Genomic DNA, 15,370 nt, shown 5'->3' with positions numbered 1-15,370 from the left:
GGCAGCTCCTACAGGTTCATCCGCAAAATATGGAAGAACACGATCAAATGTAGGAGCTGCCGTAGGCTGCGATCTTTTGATCTTAATAAAGCGCAGCAAATACCTTACGGCGGTAAGCGGTCACCAGCGGATGATCGTTGCCCAACAGTTCGAACACCTGCAGCAAGGTCTTGTGCGGCAGGCCTTCACCGTAGCTGCGGTTACGGATGAACAGCTTGAGCAAGGCTTCCAGCGCCGCTTCGTATTGCTGACGCGCCAGTTGCTGGATCGCCAGTTGATACACCGCTTCGTCGTCCTGCGGATCTTTGGCCAGACGCGCCTTGAGGTCGGCGGCATCCGGCAGATCGCGGGCCAGGCCAAGGAATTTGATCTGCGCTTTGGCGCCGGCCAGTGCAGCCTTGTGCTCATCGCTCTTGACTGCGTCGAGCACGGTTTGCGCCTCACCCAGTTCGCCGCGTTCGGTCAGGCAGCGGGCGTAGAGGATCAGCGCTTTGGCGTTGCTGTTGTCTTCGGTGAGCATCACTACCAGCGCGGCTTCTGCTTCCGCGTAACGACCTTCATCGAACAGTGCCTGCGCCTGTTCGAACGGATCGGCAGCGGCCGGCGGTGGCATCTGTACATGCGGTTCGAGCAGGGCGCGCACGGCGGACTCCGGCTGCGCACCGGCAAAACCGTCGACCGGTTGGCCGTCCTTGAACAGCACCACGGTCGGCAGGCTGCGAATGCCGAAGCGGGCGACGATGTCCTGTTCGATGTCGCAGTTGACCTTGGCCAGCAGCAGTTCGCCCTGATAGCTCTCGGCAATGCCTTGCAGCATCGGCATCAGCGCCTTGCACGGCGCACACCATTCGGCCCAGAAATCCACCAGCACCGGTTTGTTGAAGGAGGCTTCGATCACCGACTGGTCGAAATCGGCAGTCGTGGCGTCGAAGATGTACGGCGTTTGCTGACTCATGGGGGATCTCGTAAAAGCGTGGATGGGGCAACTATACGGCTTGGCGGGGTGTGGCCGGAAGCGGGGCAGATTTGAGAGGTGTACCGCTAGGCAGGACGCCATCGCTGGCAAGCCAGCTCCCACAGGATTCTGTGTCGTAGAAGAAATGTTGGTTCGACTCGGTCACTGTGGGAGCGGGCTTGCCCGCGATGCTTTTGGTTAGCGCCGCGCATGGTAAAGACTGACATGTCTGAACTCTTCCGGCTCCGCCAGATCCGGCAACGTCATCGCCTCAAGCATTTCAATGCGCTCATACAACGGATGACGAAAATCCCGAACCCGCGAATCTGCTACCAGCGCCTCGCGGCCACGGCTGAGAAACGCATCGAGCAGCGGCAGGTTCTCGCGGTCGTAGAGCACGTCCGCCACCAGAATCAGATCGAAACGATCAGCCTCGGCAAAGAAGTCCGTCGAATAACTCATCTGCACATCATTGAGTTCAGCGTTGGCCCGACACGCAGCAATCGCCAGCGGATCCAGATCACAGACCACCACCTCCAACGCCCCGGCCTTCACCGCAGCAATCGCGGCGATCCCGGAACCGGCGCCGAAATCCAGCACCCGCTTGCCGCGCACCCACTCGGGGAACTCCGCGAGATAGCGCGCCACCGCCAGGCCGCTGGCCCAGCAGAAACTCCAATAGGGCGGCTCGTGAAGGATGCGCCGGGTTTCGTCCGGGCTGAATTCACGATCCATGTTCTCGCCGTCGATCAGCCACAGCTGCAAATCGGTGCCGGGCAATGTGCAGGACTTGAGCCGCGCATCACCGAGCAATTCACCCAGCGCCTGTTGCAGGTCGAGCGGTACGGTCATGGTGCTTTGACAAATTGCAGCTGGCCCAGCGCCTGTGTGGTCGGCTGGGTGATGGTTTGTGACGGCAGGTGCAGGATCAACTGGCCCGATTGCGTGGCACGACCTCGCAGCTCAACCCGTGCGCCGGCCGGAAATGACTCCGGATTGAAGCGCAGGCGAAACGGCAGAATCTGGTTGTTGCCGATCAGGCTGGAACTGGCGAGCAGTTGTTGCGGACGCGATTTTTCATCGATCACCAGCAGCGCCAGTTCGACTTCGGCCCCGGCCGGCACGCCTTGCAGGGTGCCGCTCAGTTCCCGTTGATAGGCAGGCAGCGGACCCAGGTCGGCGGCTTCCTTGGCTTTTTTCTGCGCCTGTTGTGGTGCCGGGCCCGGTGTTGGCGGTTGCGGTTTGGGTTTATCGCTACCGCAGGCCACCAGCAGGGCGAAAAGACTGAGCAAAACGAGCGGTCGTAGCGACATTGGCAGCTCCAGAAAATGAAATCCGTGGATCAAACGATCATGGCAGTCTGTATACCGCAAACCCTATGGCTTGTCTTGCCACCGGGATGCGCTACCATGGCCCTCCCTTTTTTTGTTGCCAGCCACCATGCACTGTCCCTTCTGCGGTGCCAACGACACCAAGGTCATCGACTCGCGTCTGGTCGCCGAGGGCGAACAGGTGCGCCGCCGGCGTGAATGCCTGGCCTGCGGCGAACGTTTCACGACATTCGAGACGGCCGAACTGGTGTTGCCGCGCCTGATCAAAACCGACGGCAGCCGCCAACCGTTCGACGAAGAAAAACTCCGCGCCGGCATGCAACGCGCCCTGGAGAAACGTCCGGTGAGCGTCGAGCGTCTCGAATCCTCCCTGGTCCACATCAAGCACAAGCTGCGCGCCACCGGCGAGCGCGAGGTCAAATCCCTCGTGGTCGGCGAACTGGTGATGGCCGAGCTGCAAAAGCTCGATGAAGTCGCCTATATCCGTTTCGCTTCCGTGTACCGCCGCTTCCAGGACCTCAACGAGTTCCGCGAAGAGATCGACCGCCTCGCCCGCGAACCGGTGAAAGAATGACCAGCGCCGCCGAGCAGGCGATCCTCGACGCCCGTTTCATGGCACGCGCGCTGGAGCTGGCGCGCAAGGGCCACTACACCACCCATCCCAATCCTCGGGTTGGCTGCGTGATCGTCAAGGACGGGCAGATTGTCGGCGAAGGCTTTCACGAGCGTGCCGGCGAACCCCACGCTGAAGTCCACGCCTTGCGCGCAGCCGGTGAGCTGGCCCGAGGCGCCACGGCTTACGTGACCCTTGAGCCGTGCAGCCACCATGGCCGCACGCCGCCGTGCGCCGATGCGCTGGTAAATGCCGGAGTTGCCCGGGTGGTCGCCGCGATGCGCGATCCGAATCCGCAGGTCGCCGGACGTGGCTTGCAGCGCCTGGCCGATGCCGGCATCGCCACCGAAAGCGGCGTGCTGGAAGCCGAAGCACGTCAACTCAATCAAGGTTTTCTGAAACGCATGGAACACGGCTTGCCGTTCGTGCGGGTCAAGTTGGCCATGAGTCTCGACGGTCGTACGGCGATGGAAAGCGGCGAAAGCCAATGGATCACCGGCCCAGCGGCGCGTTCCGCCGTGCAGCGTCTGCGCGCGCAGGCTGCAGTGGTGCTGACCGGGGCCGACACCGTGCTGGCCGACGGTGCGCGCCTGACCGTGCGCGGCGATGAGCTGGGGCTGGATGCCGAACAAACCGCGCTGGCCTTGAGCCGTCCGCCGCTGCGGGTGCTGATCGATGGACGTCTGCGAGTGCCGCTGGATGCACCGTTCTTCAAGGCCGGCCCGGCGCTGGTCGCCACCTGCGTGGCCATCGAAGAACAGTACGCCCATGGCCCGGAATGCCTGATCGTGCCGGGCGATGACGGTCAGGTCGATCTGCATCAATTGCTGATCGAGCTGGCCAATCGTGGCGTCAACGAAGTGCTGGTCGAGGCCGGCCCGCGTCTGGCCGGCGCGTTTGCCCAGCGCGGTCTGGTCGACGAGTTCGTGATCTTCATCGCCGGCAAGTTTCTTGGCTCCACGGCGCGTCCGCTGCTGGACTGGCCGCTGGCCTATATGAAGGACGCTCCGGAGTTGAAAATCACTGAAATCCGCGCGGTTGGCGATGACTGGCGAGTCATTGCGACGCCAGTCGTTTCGGCGAGCGTATAATTCCCGGCCATCGCCTTAGCGCTGGCTTCGTTCTCAAGGAGAACCCCATGTTTACCGGCATCATCGAATCCATCGGCAGTATCCGTGCACTGACCCCCAAGGGCGGTGATGTGCGGGTGCATGTCGAAACCGGCAAGCTCGACCTGAGCGACGTCAAACTCGGCGACAGCATCGCCGTCAACGGCGTGTGCCTGACGGCGGTTGAATTGCCGGGCAACGGTTTTGCTGCTGACGTCAGCCGCGAAACCCTCGATTGCACCGCGATGAACGACCTGAAAAGCGGCAGCCCGGTCAATCTGGAAAAAGCCCTGACCCCGACCACCCGTCTCGGCGGGCATCTGGTCAGCGGTCACGTCGACGGTGTCGGCGAAGTGGTGTCGCGCAGCGACAATGCCCGCGCCGTGGAATTTCGCATTCGCGCGCCGAAAGAGCTGGCCAAGTACATCGCCCATAAAGGCTCGATCACCGTCGACGGCACCAGCCTGACCGTGAACGCGGTGGATGGCGCTGAATTCCTGCTGACGATCATTCCGCACACCCTGAGCGAAACCATCATGGCCTCCTACAAGCCAGGCCGCCGGGTGAACCTGGAAGTCGATTTGCTGGCGCGTTATCTGGAGCGTTTGCTGTTGGGCGACAAGGCTGCAGAGCCGACGTCCGGTGGTATCACTGAAAGCTTTCTGGCCGCCAACGGCTACCTCAAATCCTGACTGAAGGGGGTGCCTTGTGGCGCTCAATAGCATCGAAGAACTGGTTGAAGACATCCGCCAAGGCAAGATGGTCATCCTCATGGATGACGAAGACCGCGAGAACGAAGGTGACCTGATCATGGCCGCCGAATGCTGCAAGGCCGAGCACATCAACTTCATGGCCAAGCACGCCCGTGGCCTGATCTGCATGCCAATGAGCCGCGAGCGCTGCGAGCTGTTGAAGCTGCCATTGATGGCGCCGCGCAACGGTTCCGGTTTCGGCACCAAGTTCACCGTATCGATCGAAGCCGCCGAAGGCGTCACCACCGGTATCTCCGCCGCCGACCGTGCGCGTACCGTGCAAGCGGCTGCGGCCAAAGATGCCAAGGCTGAAGACATCGTCAGCCCGGGCCACATCTTCCCGCTGATGGCCCAGGCCGGCGGTACGCTGGCGCGTGCCGGCCACACCGAAGCCGCCTGCGACCTGGCGCGCATGGCCGGTTTCGAGCCGAGCGGGGTGATCTGCGAAGTGATGAACGACGACGGCACCATGTCCCGTCGCGCCGAACTGGAAGCTTTCGCGGCTGAACACAACATCAAGATCGGCACCATCGCCGACCTGATTCACTACCGGATGATCCACGAACGTACCGTTCAGCGGATTGCCGAGCAGCCACTGGACAGCGAACTGGGCCAATTCAACCTGGTGACCTATCGTGATTCGGTGGAAGGCGACGTGCACATGGCCCTCACTTTGGGCACCGTCTGCGCCGAAGAGCCGACCCTGGTGCGCGTGCACAACATGGACCCGCTGCGCGACCTGCTGATGGTCAAGCAACCGGGCCGTTGGAGCCTGCGCGCCGCGATGGCTGCGGTGGCCGAGGCCGGCAGCGGTGTGGTGCTGTTGCTCGGCCACCCGCTTGATGGCGACGTGTTGCTGGCGCACATCCGTGAAACTGCTGATCAGGCGGCGGTGAAAAAACCGACCACCTACAGCATCGTCGGTGCCGGTTCGCAGATCCTGCGTGACCTCGGTGTGCGCAAAATGCGCCTGATGTCGGCGCCAATGAAATTTAATGCGATATCCGGTTTCGATCTGGAAGTTGTAGAATACGTGCCCTCCGAATAATGACCCGGTTTTTCCGGCATTGTTGACATGGATTCTTGTGGTGAGGGGATTCATCCCCGACGGGCTGCGCAGCGGCCCCTGTTTTGGGACTGCTACGCAGTCCATCGGGGATAAATCCCCTCGCCACAGCTAATATCACTGAGGGATGCGTACGAGACGCGTCCCGGCTCTTTAAGAGATCTGACGAATGACCCTGAAGACCATCGAAGGTACCTTCATCGCCCCTAAAGGCCGCTACGCTCTGGTAGTGGGCCGTTTCAACAGCTTCGTGGTTGAAAGCCTGGTCAGCGGTGCAGTTGATGCCCTGGTTCGCCACGGCGTGAGCGAAAGCGACATCACCATCATCCGCGCACCTGGCGCCTTCGAAATCCCGCTGGTTGCGCAGAAAGTCGCCCAGAAAGGCGAGTTCGCAGCCATCATCGCCCTCGGTGCGGTCATTCGTGGCGGCACTCCGCACTTCGAATACGTGGCAGGCGAGTGCACCAAGGGTCTGGCCCAGGTGTCCATGGAATTCGGCGTACCGGTCGCGTTCGGCGTCCTGACCGTTGACTCCATCGAGCAAGCCATCGAACGTTCCGGCACCAAGGCCGGCAACAAAGGTGCTGAAGCTGCCCTGTCCGCTCTGGAAATGGTCAGCCTGCTGGCGCAGTTGGAGGCCAAGTGATTAGCGACGATAGCGATCGTTTCAACCCGCGCGATCCGAAACCTGCGGATGCCGGCAAGCCATCGAAGAGCGCCAAGCGCCGCGAAGCCCGTCAGCTCGCGACTCAGGCCCTGTATCAGTGGCACATGGCCCGGCAATCGCTGAACGAGATCGAAGCGCAGTTTCGCGTTGATAACGATTTCACCGATGTCGATGGCGCCTACTTCCGCGAGATCCTGCACGGGGTTCCGCAGTTCAAGAGCGAAATCGACACCGCGCTCAAGCCATGCCTGGACATCGAAATCGAAGAGCTGGACCCGGTTGAACTGGCGGTTCTGCGCCTGTCCACCTGGGAACTGCTCAAGCGTGTCGATGTGCCGTACCGCGTGGTGATCAACGAAGGTATCGAGCTGGCGAAAGTCTTCGGTTCGACCGATGGCCACAAGTTCGTCAACGGCGTACTCGACAAGCTGGCTCCGCGCCTGCGTGAAGCTGAAGTGAAGGCATTCAAGCGCTGATACGCGCTTGAGACCTCATGGGCGAGTTTGAGCTGATCCGCAATTTCTTCGCCGCCGCGCCTTGTGCGCAGGGCGGCGAGGGCGTTGCCTTGGGGATCGGCGACGACTGCGCCTTGCTGACGGTTCCCCCCGGGGAACAGCTGGCGATTTCCACCGATACGCTGGTGGCCGGCGTGCATTTCGCCGATCCCTGCGATCCGTTTCTGCTCGGTCAGCGCTCGCTGGCCGTTGCGGTCAGCGACCTGGCCGCCATGGGCGCTACGCCCGTTGCCTTTACCCTTGCCCTGACTGTGCCGACGGTGACTGCCGATTGGCTGCGAGCCTACGCCCGCGGTTTGAACCGCATGGCGCAGAGCTGCGGCATCGCGCTGGTCGGCGGTGACACCACGCGCGGGCCGTTGAGCCTGACGGTGACCGTATTCGGTCGCGTTCCGGCCGGGCAGGCCTTGACCCGTAGCGGCGCACAACCGGGCGATCTGCTCTGCGTCGGCGGCGAGCTGGGCAATGCCGCCGGGGCGTTGCCGCTGGTGCTTGGTCAGCGTGAGGCCGAAGCAGATATCGCCCAGCCGTTGCTCGATCATTACTGGTCGCCGCAACCGCAACTGGCGCTCGGTCAGGCCTTGCGTGGCAAGGCCACATCGGCCCTCGACATCTCTGACGGCCTGCTCGCCGATTGCGGGCATATCGCTCTGGCCTCGGGGGTTCGACTCGAAGTTGAACGCGAGCGCGTACCGTTGTCCGATGCTTTAGTGGCGTTTCTCGGCCAGCGCGGTGCCGAACGAGCAGCGTTGAGCGGCGGCGACGACTATGTGCTGGCCTTCACGCTACCGTCCGTCGAGTTGCCGGCACTGCTGGCCGATGGTTGGCCGATCCATGTGATTGGGCGTGTGGCGCAGGGCCAGGGTGTGGTGCTGCTGGATCGCGAAGGACACGACATCACCCCGCAAATCCGCGGTTATCAACATTTTCAGGAGACACCGTGACAGATCACCCGAAACAGGTTCCGGCCGAATTCGTTCCGCCGTCGGTCTGGCGCAATCCCTGGCATTTCCTCGCGTTCGGCTTTGGCTCCGGCACCTTGCCGAAAGCGCCGGGCACGTGGGGTTCGTTAGTTGCGCTACCCTTTATCCCGTTGTGGCAGATGCTGCCCGACTGGGGTTACTGGCTGATGCTCGGGATCACCATGCTGTTCGGCTTCTGGCTGTGCGGCAAGGTCGCCGACGATCTGCGGGTGCACGACCACGAAGGCATCGTCTGGGATGAAATGGTCGGGATGTGGATCACCCTGTGGCTGGTGCCGGAAGGCTGGTACTGGTTGCTCGCGGGGTTCCTGGTGTTCCGCTTCTTCGACATTCTCAAGCCATGGCCGATTCGCTGGATCGACCGGCATGTCCACGGCGGCGTCGGCATCATGCTCGACGACGTGCTGGCCGGCGTGTTTGCCTGGCTGGCGATGCAGGGGCTGGTGTGGATTTTCGCCTGATCCGGATCGTCAGGGTTAAGTGAGGAAACGAGGGATGGCTCGACGCTGGCTGGCGCTTGTGTTTTCGACCTTGCTGGGCACTGTTGCCAGTGCGCAGGAAGCTGCGCCGACGCCTGCGGTCATCCATCTGGCCAGCGAAGACTGGGAAGATTACACCGCCGCCGACGGCCATGGCCTGGGCTGGGACGTGCTGCGCAAGGTGTTCGAACCGGCCGGGGTGAAGCTCGATATCCGCACTGAACCCTATACGCGCTCCGTCGGTCTGGCCGAGCGCGGCGAAGTCGATGCCTGCGTCGGTTCGTATAAAAACGAGGCCAGCGACCTGCTATACCCGCGCTGGAACTTCGACACCGATCACATCTACGCCCTGGGCCTGGCGAGCAATCCGTCACCGACCCCGGAGACCCTCGGCAACTATCGCCTGGCGTGGGTACGCGGTTACGACTATCAGGATTATTTGCCCAATGTGCGCAACTACAATGAGGTCGTGCGGCGCACCGGCATCCTGTCGATGCTCACCCACAACCGCGCGGACTATTACATCGATGCGCAGACCGAAATCGATTATGTGATCGGCCGGGCCAAGGATCCGACGCAGTTTCGCAAGACGCATATCGCCGAATTGCCGCTGTACCTGTGCTTCGCCGACACGCCGCAAGCGCGCACACTGATGGCGCTGTTCGACAGGCGCATGGAGCAATTGGTCAAGAGCGGGGAACTGAAGCCGGTTTTCGAGCAGTGGAAGCAGCCGTATCCATTTGAGTCGAACTGAGTGCAGATCTTGTGTGCAGCACTGCCCCCCCCCCCTGTGGGAGCGAGCCTGCTCGCGAAAGCGCTGGGTCAGGCAACATAGAGATTGAATCTACCGACGCCTTCGCGAGCAGGCTCGCTCCCACAGGGATCTGCAATGGCCGGGTGTTATCAAACTTTTTGATCGTTATGCCCGATAATTCAGCCTAAGCGTCTGCAGGAACCTGCTGTTACAATGCCGGCCTGCGAATCTTCAGACTTTTAGATCAGGAGCACACCGGTGCCTGTCGTTTTTGTCGCCGCTTCCAAGCTGCCAACGCCTTTTGCACAATTCACCATGCACGGTTTTCTCGATGAAGCCACCGGCCGCGAGCACGTTGTGCTGAGCCTGGGTGATTTCGCCGACGGTGCCCCGGTGCTCGGCCGGTTGCACTCCGAGTGCCTGACCGGTGACGCGCTGTTCAGTCAGCGCTGCGACTGCGGCTCGCAACTCGAAGCGGCGCTCAAGGCCATCGCCCGTGAAGGCCGTGGCGTGCTGCTGTACCTGCGTCAGGAAGGTCGCGGCATCGGTCTGCTGAACAAGATCCGCGCCTACGAGTTGCAGGACGGCGGCGCCGACACCGTTGAAGCCAACGAGCGTCTGGGCTTTGCCGCCGATCAGCGTGACTACGCGATGTGCCTGCCGATGCTCGAGCATCTGGGTGTGAAGTCGCTGCGCCTGATGACCAACAACCCGCGCAAGGTCAAAGCCCTGACCGACATGGGCATCGTCGTCGCCGAGCGCGTGCCGCTGCACACCGGCCATAATCCGCACAACAAACTGTACCTGGCGACCAAGGCCAGCAAGCTCGACCACATGATGGGCAACGAGCATCAGGGCGAGGTCGACCGCGCGTGACCCGCGGTCAGGTGCGCCGCCGCCTGGCGGTCGACTGGTGGAAATACCTGGCGTTGGCGCTGCTGCCGCTGTTTGTCCTCAATGGCCTGTTCGGCCAGGGCGAAGGCATTCTGCCGGTGCTGACCATGCCATTGTTCATCGCCGGCGTTGCGTCGATGTTTGTCAGCCTGAAGTTCTTCGGGCGCTACAAACACGCGTTGATCGCCACGCAGAAAGCCCTCGATACCCCTGATGAACCGGCGGCCTGGATTGCTTTGGCCACTCAGCGCCGTATTGCATTGCTCGCGGCATCGTTGCCGGCATGGATCGGTGCGCTGGCGGTGTTCGTCGGCCTCGAAGCCGTACCGCTGATGCTGCTGGCGTTGTCCACGGCGGTGCTGTTCTACCTCTATCGCATCCCGCGTCAACTCGGCTGATGCGTCGTCTGTGGCTGGCGGTTCTGCTGCTGGCCTGCGCCGGCCCGGTGCTGGCGAGTCTGCGGGTGGTCAGCCTCGCGCCTTCTTTGTCAGAAATCGTTATCGAGCTGGGGTCGGCTGATTTGCTGGTTGGCGTACTCGATGCTGGCGAGCGTCCGGAGGAACTCAAGGATATCCCGTCAGTGGGCCACTACGGTCAGCTGGACATGGAACGCCTGCTCAGCCTGAAGCCTGATTTGTTGTTGCTGTGGCCCGGCAGCGTCGGCCCCGCGCAACGCGATCAACTCAAACGCCTGAATATCCCGACTTACGTCGCCGAGCCGCACAGTCTCGAACAACTTTCTGCACAGATCGAAGCTATTGCCGCGCAACTAGGCCGGCCTGAGCGCGGAGTGAAACTGGCGGCAGGCCTGCGCAAGAAACTCGATGACCTGCGCCAGCGTTACCGCCGGGACACGCCGCTGAACGTGTTTTATCAAGTCTGGGACAAGCCGCTGTACACCGTCGGTGGCGAGCAGATCATCAGCGATGCGCTTGAGGTGTGTGGCGCTCGCAACGTGTTTGCCGACCTGAGTTTGCCGGCGCCACAGGTGAGTATCGAGGCGGTGTTACAGCGCGATCCGCAGGTGATTCTGGCTGGCGATCAGGCGCAGCTTGATGCGTGGAAAGCCTGGCCGCAAGTGGCGGCGGTGAGGAGAGGACAATTGCTATTGGTCACGGATAAAGGCCTGGAGCGCCCAAGCGGCCAGATGATCGAAGCGACCGCCAAACTCTGCCAACTCATTCAGCCCCACCGCTGACCTCTGTAGGAGCTGCCGAAGGCTGCGATCTTTTGATCTTCGGCGACTCCTAGTCAGCCACAAGCAAGATCAAAAGATCGCAGCCTTCGGCAGCTCCTACAGGGAGTTCAGTTAAGTCCTGGAGTCCAGGTGACCCCAAACATCCAGACTCGACCCTCCTCGCGATAGCCATACTGGCTGCCGTCATAGCTGTAGTTCGCCCGGCTGTAGCCATTGTCGAAAACGTTATCGACCTTCAGATCCAGCTTGATCTCGCGGTTCAGCGCCCAACTGCTGCGCAAGCCGAACAAGGCGTAGCCACCCAGCGGGTTTTCATTTTTCAGGTCGTCATAACTGCTGCTGACAGCCTGCAAACTCGCTCCGACGCCGATCTGGTCAAACTGCCGATCCAAATCCCAGCTCAATGTACGCCGCGCACGGCGCGCCAATGTGTGCCCGGTATCACGATCGCGCGGGTCGATAATCGCCACACCGAGATTGCTCTGCCAGCCGAACAGTTCCTGTTTCAGCGCGGCTTCGAAACCATTGATCCGCGCCGCGGCCACGTTCTCCGGGCGTGAGTTGCTGCCGAAGATAATCGCGTCTTGCAGATCCGTGCGGTAGATCGACGCTTCCAGACGGCTGCTATCGCTCAACTGACTGCGCCATTGCAGTTCGTAGCTTTTCGAGGTTTCCGGTTTCAGGTCCGGGTTGCTGAAGTCCGGGTAGTACAGGTCGTTGAAGGTCGGCGCGCGGAAGCCTTCGCTGTAGCTCAGCAGCAGGTCGTTGTCCGGGTTCAGCGGCAGGGTAAAGGTGCCGCTCCAGGTGTTCTGGCTGCCGAACTGCTGATTGTCGTCGTGACGCAGACCCAGCTCCGTGGAGAAGCTGTCGGCCTGATAGCGATGCTGGATGAATGCGGCGCGGTTCCAACGGCTGTCTTCGTTGAATGCGGTGCTGCTGTTGACCCGGTCCTCGTACCAGTCGCCGCCGAGGATCAGGCTGTTGCGCGCATCCAGCGTCAGGTCGTTCTGCCAGTTCACCGAGTCGCGATAGGTATTGAACACCGTGCGCTCGTCACTGAGCTTGTCGAGGGTTTTCTCGCGGTTCTCGCTGTGGCCGAACTCGACGCGGGTTTTCCAGATGTCGTTGACCCGCGCGTCGACGTAGCTGCTGACACTGCTGACGTTGAAGTCGCTGTAGGGCTGTTGCTGCACCGACTCGAAGGTGCTCGTGTCAAAGCGGCCAAACGGATTGTCGAACTCGCTCTTGCCACGGTTATCCAGCAGGTTGGCGCCGACTTCGATGTCATCGGTCAGCGCATGGCTGAGGCTCAGGCTGACGGATTGATTGCGATAGGCATCATGATCGCTGTCGCTCGGGTAGGACTCGTGGGTACGGTCGATACCGGCGGTGTCATCGAGGCTGGCGCCCAGGTTGAAGCGGGTCTTGTCATCGCCACCGGACAGGCCGAGGCTGCGTTCCCAGGTCTGGTTGCTGCCGAAGCCGACGTGCAGACGTGGTTGCAGGCCCTGCTCGTTGCCGCGCCGGGTGAAGATCTGAATCACCCCGCCAATCGCATCGCTGCCGTAAATCACCGAGCGCGAACCGCGCAACACTTCCACGCGCTCGATCTGGTCGATGTTCAGGTGCTGCAGATTGCTGTCGCCAGAGGTCGAGCTGCCGATGCGCTGGCCATCGACCAGCACCAGACTCTGCGCTGACTGGGTGCCGCGAATATAGATCCCCGGCAGACTGCCGCGTCCGCCGGCCTGCGCCACTTGCACACCCGGCACCCGTTGCAGCAGGTCGGTAACGCTGCCCGGTTGCAGGCGGTCGATGTCTTCGCGGGTGAACACGGTGTTGGCGGCGCTGCTGTCGTTGCGCGCTTCGACCTGGCGGTTGGCGCTGATCAGCGTGTCCGGCAGTTTCAGGGCCTGATCGCGTTCGAAGGTGTCGGCGAGGGTGTTGGCGGTGGGAAGCAGGAAGAGGGGCAGGGCGAGGCGCGCGAGTTTCATCGGTGTTCCGTTGGTGTTTCTGGTTTGCACAAAATTTCTAGCGACACAAAACACTGTGGGAGCGGGCTTGCCCGCGATGGCGTCGGTACATCCAACATCAATGTTGACNGCCGACCTCATCGCGGGCAAGCCCGCTCCCACAGGGATGGTGATTACTTGTTGAGCAGAGACAGGCGCTCACGCACCGCCGCTTCGATCCCCGCTTCATCCAGCCCGCACTCGGCCAGCATCTGCGCCGGTTTCGCGTGCTCGACGTAAATGTCCGGCAAGCCCAGGTGCAGCATCGACCTGAGGATGTTCTCCCGCGCCAGGAATTCGCTGACCGCACCACCGGCGCCGCCCATGATCGCGTTCTCTTCAATGGTCACCAGCAACTCGTGGCTGCCGGCAATCTCGCGTACCAGCGCTTCATCCAGCGGCTTGACGAAGCGCATGTCGACCACGGTCGCATCCAGCTTCTCGGCGATTTTCAGCGCTTCGGTCAGTTGCACGCCGAACACCAGCAGGGCGACTTTGCTGCCCTGGCGGCGGACGATGCCCTTGCCGATTTCGATCAGTTCGAGATCCTTGTCGATGGTCGCATTCGGGCCGGTGCCGCGCGGATAACGCACTGCCGCCGGGCCGTTGTACAGGTGGCCGGTGGTGAGCATCTTGCGCAGTTCGTTTTCATCGCTCGGGGTCATGATGACCATGCCCGGAATGCAGCGCAGGTAAGACAGGTCGAAGCTGCCGGCGTGGGTCGGGCCGTCTTCGCCCACCAGACCGGCGCGGTCGATGGCGAACAGCACGTCGAGGTTCTGCACCGCGACGTCGTGCACCAACTGGTCGTAGCCGCGTTGCAGGAACGTCGAGTAGATCGCCACCACCGGTTTGGCGCCTTCGCAGGCCATGCCGGCGGCGAACGTCACCGCGTGCTGTTCGGCAATCGCCACGTCGAAGTAGCGCAGCGGGAAACGTTCGCTGAACGCCACCAGGTCCGAGCCTTCCTTCATCGCCGGGGTGATCCCGACCAGACGCGGGTCAGCCGCGGCCATGTCGCACAGCCATTCGCCGAACACCGCCGAATACTTCGGCCCGCCGGCCTTTTTCGGCGCAGCGGCCGGGGCGTCGAGCGGTTCGAGCTTGGTGATCGCGTGGTAACCGATCGGGTCGACTTCCGCCGGAGCGAAGCCTTTGCCTTTCTTGGTGACGATGTGCAGGAACTGCGGGCCTTTCAGATCGCGCATGTTGCGCAGGGTGGCGATCAGGGTTGGCAGGTCGTGGCCGTCGATCGGGCCGATGTAGTTCCAGCCCAGCTCTTCGAACAGAGTGCCGGGAACCAGCATGCCTTTGGCGTATTCTTCGGTGCGACGGGCGATTTCCCAGGCGCCGGGCAGGCGCGACAGGACTTTCTTGCTGCCTTCACGCATGCTCGCGTAAGTACGGCTGGAAAGAATCTTTGCCAGATAATTGGACAGGCCACCGACGTTGCGCGAGATCGACATGTCGTTGTCGTTGAGGATCACCAGCATGTTGGCGTTGACTTCCGGCGCGTGGTTCAGCGCCTCGAAAGCCATGCCGGCGGTCAGCGCGCCGTCACCGATCACCGCAATCGCCTTGCGATCGCTGTTTTGCAGGCGGGCGGCAATCGCCATGCCCAGCGCTGCGCTGATCGAGGTGCTGGAGTGGCCGACGCCAAAGGTGTCGTACTCGCTCTCGGCGCGACGCGGGAAGGCGGCGATGCCGTCCTTCTGGCGCAAGGTTTCCATGCGCTGGCGACGACCGGTGAGGATCTTGTGCGGATACGCCTGATGACCGACGTCCCATACCAGCCGGTCATCCGGGGTGTCGAAGACGTAATGCAACGCGATGGTCAGCTCGATGACGCCCAGGCCGGCACCGAAATGCCCACCGGTCTGGCCGACCGTGTAGAGCAATTCCAGGCGCAACTCATCGGCCAGGGTTTCCAGCTCGGCTTCGCCTAACCGGCGCAGGCCGTCCGGCGTGTTCGCGCGATCGAGCAGGGGCGTGGTCGGGCGCTTGCGGGGAATCTCATGAAACGTCGTGGGCATCAGGCGAAT

The 15,370-nt window shown here is 62.1% G+C and carries 17 protein-coding genes; 12 read left to right on the top strand and 5 right to left on the bottom strand.

What is annotated here, in order from left to right:
• Positions 1–82: 82 nt before the first annotated feature.
• The 3 genes from trxA to ACTJKS_RS06080 form a co-directional block, all read right to left on the bottom strand.
• A complete protein-coding gene (gene trxA / locus ACTJKS_RS06090; RefSeq protein WP_047602506.1) occupies positions 83–955 on the bottom strand; it encodes a thioredoxin in 873 nt (290 codons plus the stop codon).
• 198 nt (positions 956–1,153) lie between these two features.
• Positions 1,154–1,807: a class I SAM-dependent methyltransferase gene (locus ACTJKS_RS06085; protein ID WP_108183939.1), complete on the bottom strand. Its 654-nt coding sequence runs from the start codon at positions 1,805–1,807 to the stop codon at positions 1,154–1,156.
• Positions 1,804–2,268 (bottom strand): YbaY family lipoprotein, encoded by a 465-nt coding sequence (locus ACTJKS_RS06080; protein ID WP_108183938.1) that lies wholly within the window; start codon positions 2,266–2,268, stop codon positions 1,804–1,806. Before ACTJKS_RS06080 ends, ACTJKS_RS06085 begins: the two co-directional genes overlap by 4 nt.
• A 127-nt stretch (positions 2,269–2,395) precedes the next feature.
• Between ACTJKS_RS06080 and nrdR the strand changes: the two genes are divergently transcribed.
• The 12 genes from nrdR (at position 2,396) to ACTJKS_RS06020 (ending at position 11,316) form a co-directional block, all read left to right on the top strand.
• Positions 2,396–2,860: a transcriptional regulator NrdR gene (gene nrdR, locus ACTJKS_RS06075; protein WP_003228656.1), complete on the top strand. Its 465-nt coding sequence runs from the start codon at positions 2,396–2,398 to the stop codon at positions 2,858–2,860.
• Positions 2,857–3,990 (top strand): bifunctional diaminohydroxyphosphoribosylaminopyrimidine deaminase/5-amino-6-(5-phosphoribosylamino)uracil reductase RibD, encoded by a 1,134-nt coding sequence (gene ribD / locus ACTJKS_RS06070; protein WP_108183937.1) that lies wholly within the window; start codon positions 2,857–2,859, stop codon positions 3,988–3,990. The genes nrdR and ribD overlap by 4 nt, the downstream gene beginning before the upstream one ends.
• 47 nt (positions 3,991–4,037) lie before the next feature.
• The gene (locus ACTJKS_RS06065; RefSeq protein ID WP_007955571.1) at positions 4,038–4,700 is read left to right on the top strand and encodes a riboflavin synthase; all 663 of its coding nucleotides are present in this window, start codon (positions 4,038–4,040) and stop codon (positions 4,698–4,700) included.
• A 16-nt stretch (positions 4,701–4,716) separates the two neighbouring features.
• Positions 4,717–5,808 (top strand): bifunctional 3,4-dihydroxy-2-butanone-4-phosphate synthase/GTP cyclohydrolase II, encoded by a 1,092-nt coding sequence (gene ribBA / locus ACTJKS_RS06060; RefSeq protein WP_007966103.1) that lies wholly within the window; start codon positions 4,717–4,719, stop codon positions 5,806–5,808.
• A 187-nt stretch (positions 5,809–5,995) separates the two neighbouring features.
• Positions 5,996–6,472, top strand: a complete 477-nt coding sequence (gene ribH / locus ACTJKS_RS06055; protein ID WP_003228649.1) for a 6,7-dimethyl-8-ribityllumazine synthase — start codon at positions 5,996–5,998, stop codon at positions 6,470–6,472.
• Complete coding sequence (gene nusB / locus ACTJKS_RS06050; RefSeq protein WP_041074513.1) at positions 6,469–6,969, top strand: transcription antitermination factor NusB; 501 nt, start codon at positions 6,469–6,471, stop codon at positions 6,967–6,969. Before ribH ends, nusB begins: the two co-directional genes overlap by 4 nt.
• Positions 6,970–6,986: 17 nt before the next feature.
• Positions 6,987–7,952, top strand: a complete 966-nt coding sequence (thiL, locus tag ACTJKS_RS06045) for a thiamine-phosphate kinase (RefSeq protein WP_108183936.1) — start codon at positions 6,987–6,989, stop codon at positions 7,950–7,952.
• Entirely contained in the window at positions 7,949–8,452 is a 504-nt protein-coding gene (locus tag ACTJKS_RS06040; RefSeq protein ID WP_007910933.1) for a phosphatidylglycerophosphatase A family protein, read from the top strand. The genes thiL and ACTJKS_RS06040 overlap by 4 nt, the downstream gene beginning before the upstream one ends.
• Before the next feature lie 34 nt (positions 8,453–8,486).
• Positions 8,487–9,224, top strand: a complete 738-nt coding sequence (locus ACTJKS_RS06035) for a substrate-binding periplasmic protein (protein ID WP_108183935.1) — start codon at positions 8,487–8,489, stop codon at positions 9,222–9,224.
• 258 nt (positions 9,225–9,482) lie between these two features.
• Entirely contained in the window at positions 9,483–10,100 is a 618-nt protein-coding gene (gene ribA / locus ACTJKS_RS06030; protein ID WP_027612931.1) for a GTP cyclohydrolase II, read from the top strand.
• On the top strand, positions 10,097–10,516 hold the full coding sequence (locus ACTJKS_RS06025; RefSeq protein WP_108183933.1) for an MFS transporter: 420 nt from the start codon (positions 10,097–10,099) through the stop codon (positions 10,514–10,516). The genes ribA and ACTJKS_RS06025 overlap by 4 nt, the downstream gene beginning before the upstream one ends.
• Positions 10,516–11,316 carry a cobalamin-binding protein gene (locus ACTJKS_RS06020; RefSeq protein ID WP_108183932.1) on the top strand — a complete coding sequence of 267 codons (801 nt, stop codon included), beginning with the start codon at positions 10,516–10,518 and terminating at the stop codon, positions 11,314–11,316. The genes ACTJKS_RS06025 and ACTJKS_RS06020 overlap by 1 nt, the downstream gene beginning before the upstream one ends.
• 107 nt (positions 11,317–11,423) lie before the next feature.
• Here the strand turns inward: ACTJKS_RS06020 and ACTJKS_RS06015 are convergent, their stop codons facing one another.
• Positions 11,424–13,310, bottom strand: a complete 1,887-nt coding sequence (locus tag ACTJKS_RS06015; protein ID WP_262948142.1) for a TonB-dependent receptor domain-containing protein — start codon at positions 13,308–13,310, stop codon at positions 11,424–11,426.
• A gap of 152 nt (positions 13,311–13,462) precedes the next feature.
• Positions 13,463–15,361 (bottom strand): 1-deoxy-D-xylulose-5-phosphate synthase, encoded by a 1,899-nt coding sequence (gene dxs / locus ACTJKS_RS06010; RefSeq protein ID WP_108183930.1) that lies wholly within the window; start codon positions 15,359–15,361, stop codon positions 13,463–13,465.
• Positions 15,362–15,370 lie beyond the last annotated feature (9 nt).

Origin of the sequence: Pseudomonas sp. 22189, from assembly GCF_052045635.1 — a bacterium.
GTDB classification, from domain to species: domain Bacteria; phylum Pseudomonadota; class Gammaproteobacteria; order Pseudomonadales; family Pseudomonadaceae; genus Aquipseudomonas; species Aquipseudomonas parakoreensis.
Note: the sequence above shows the minus strand (reverse complement) of the source record. Positions and strands in the feature narration are given on the sequence as shown.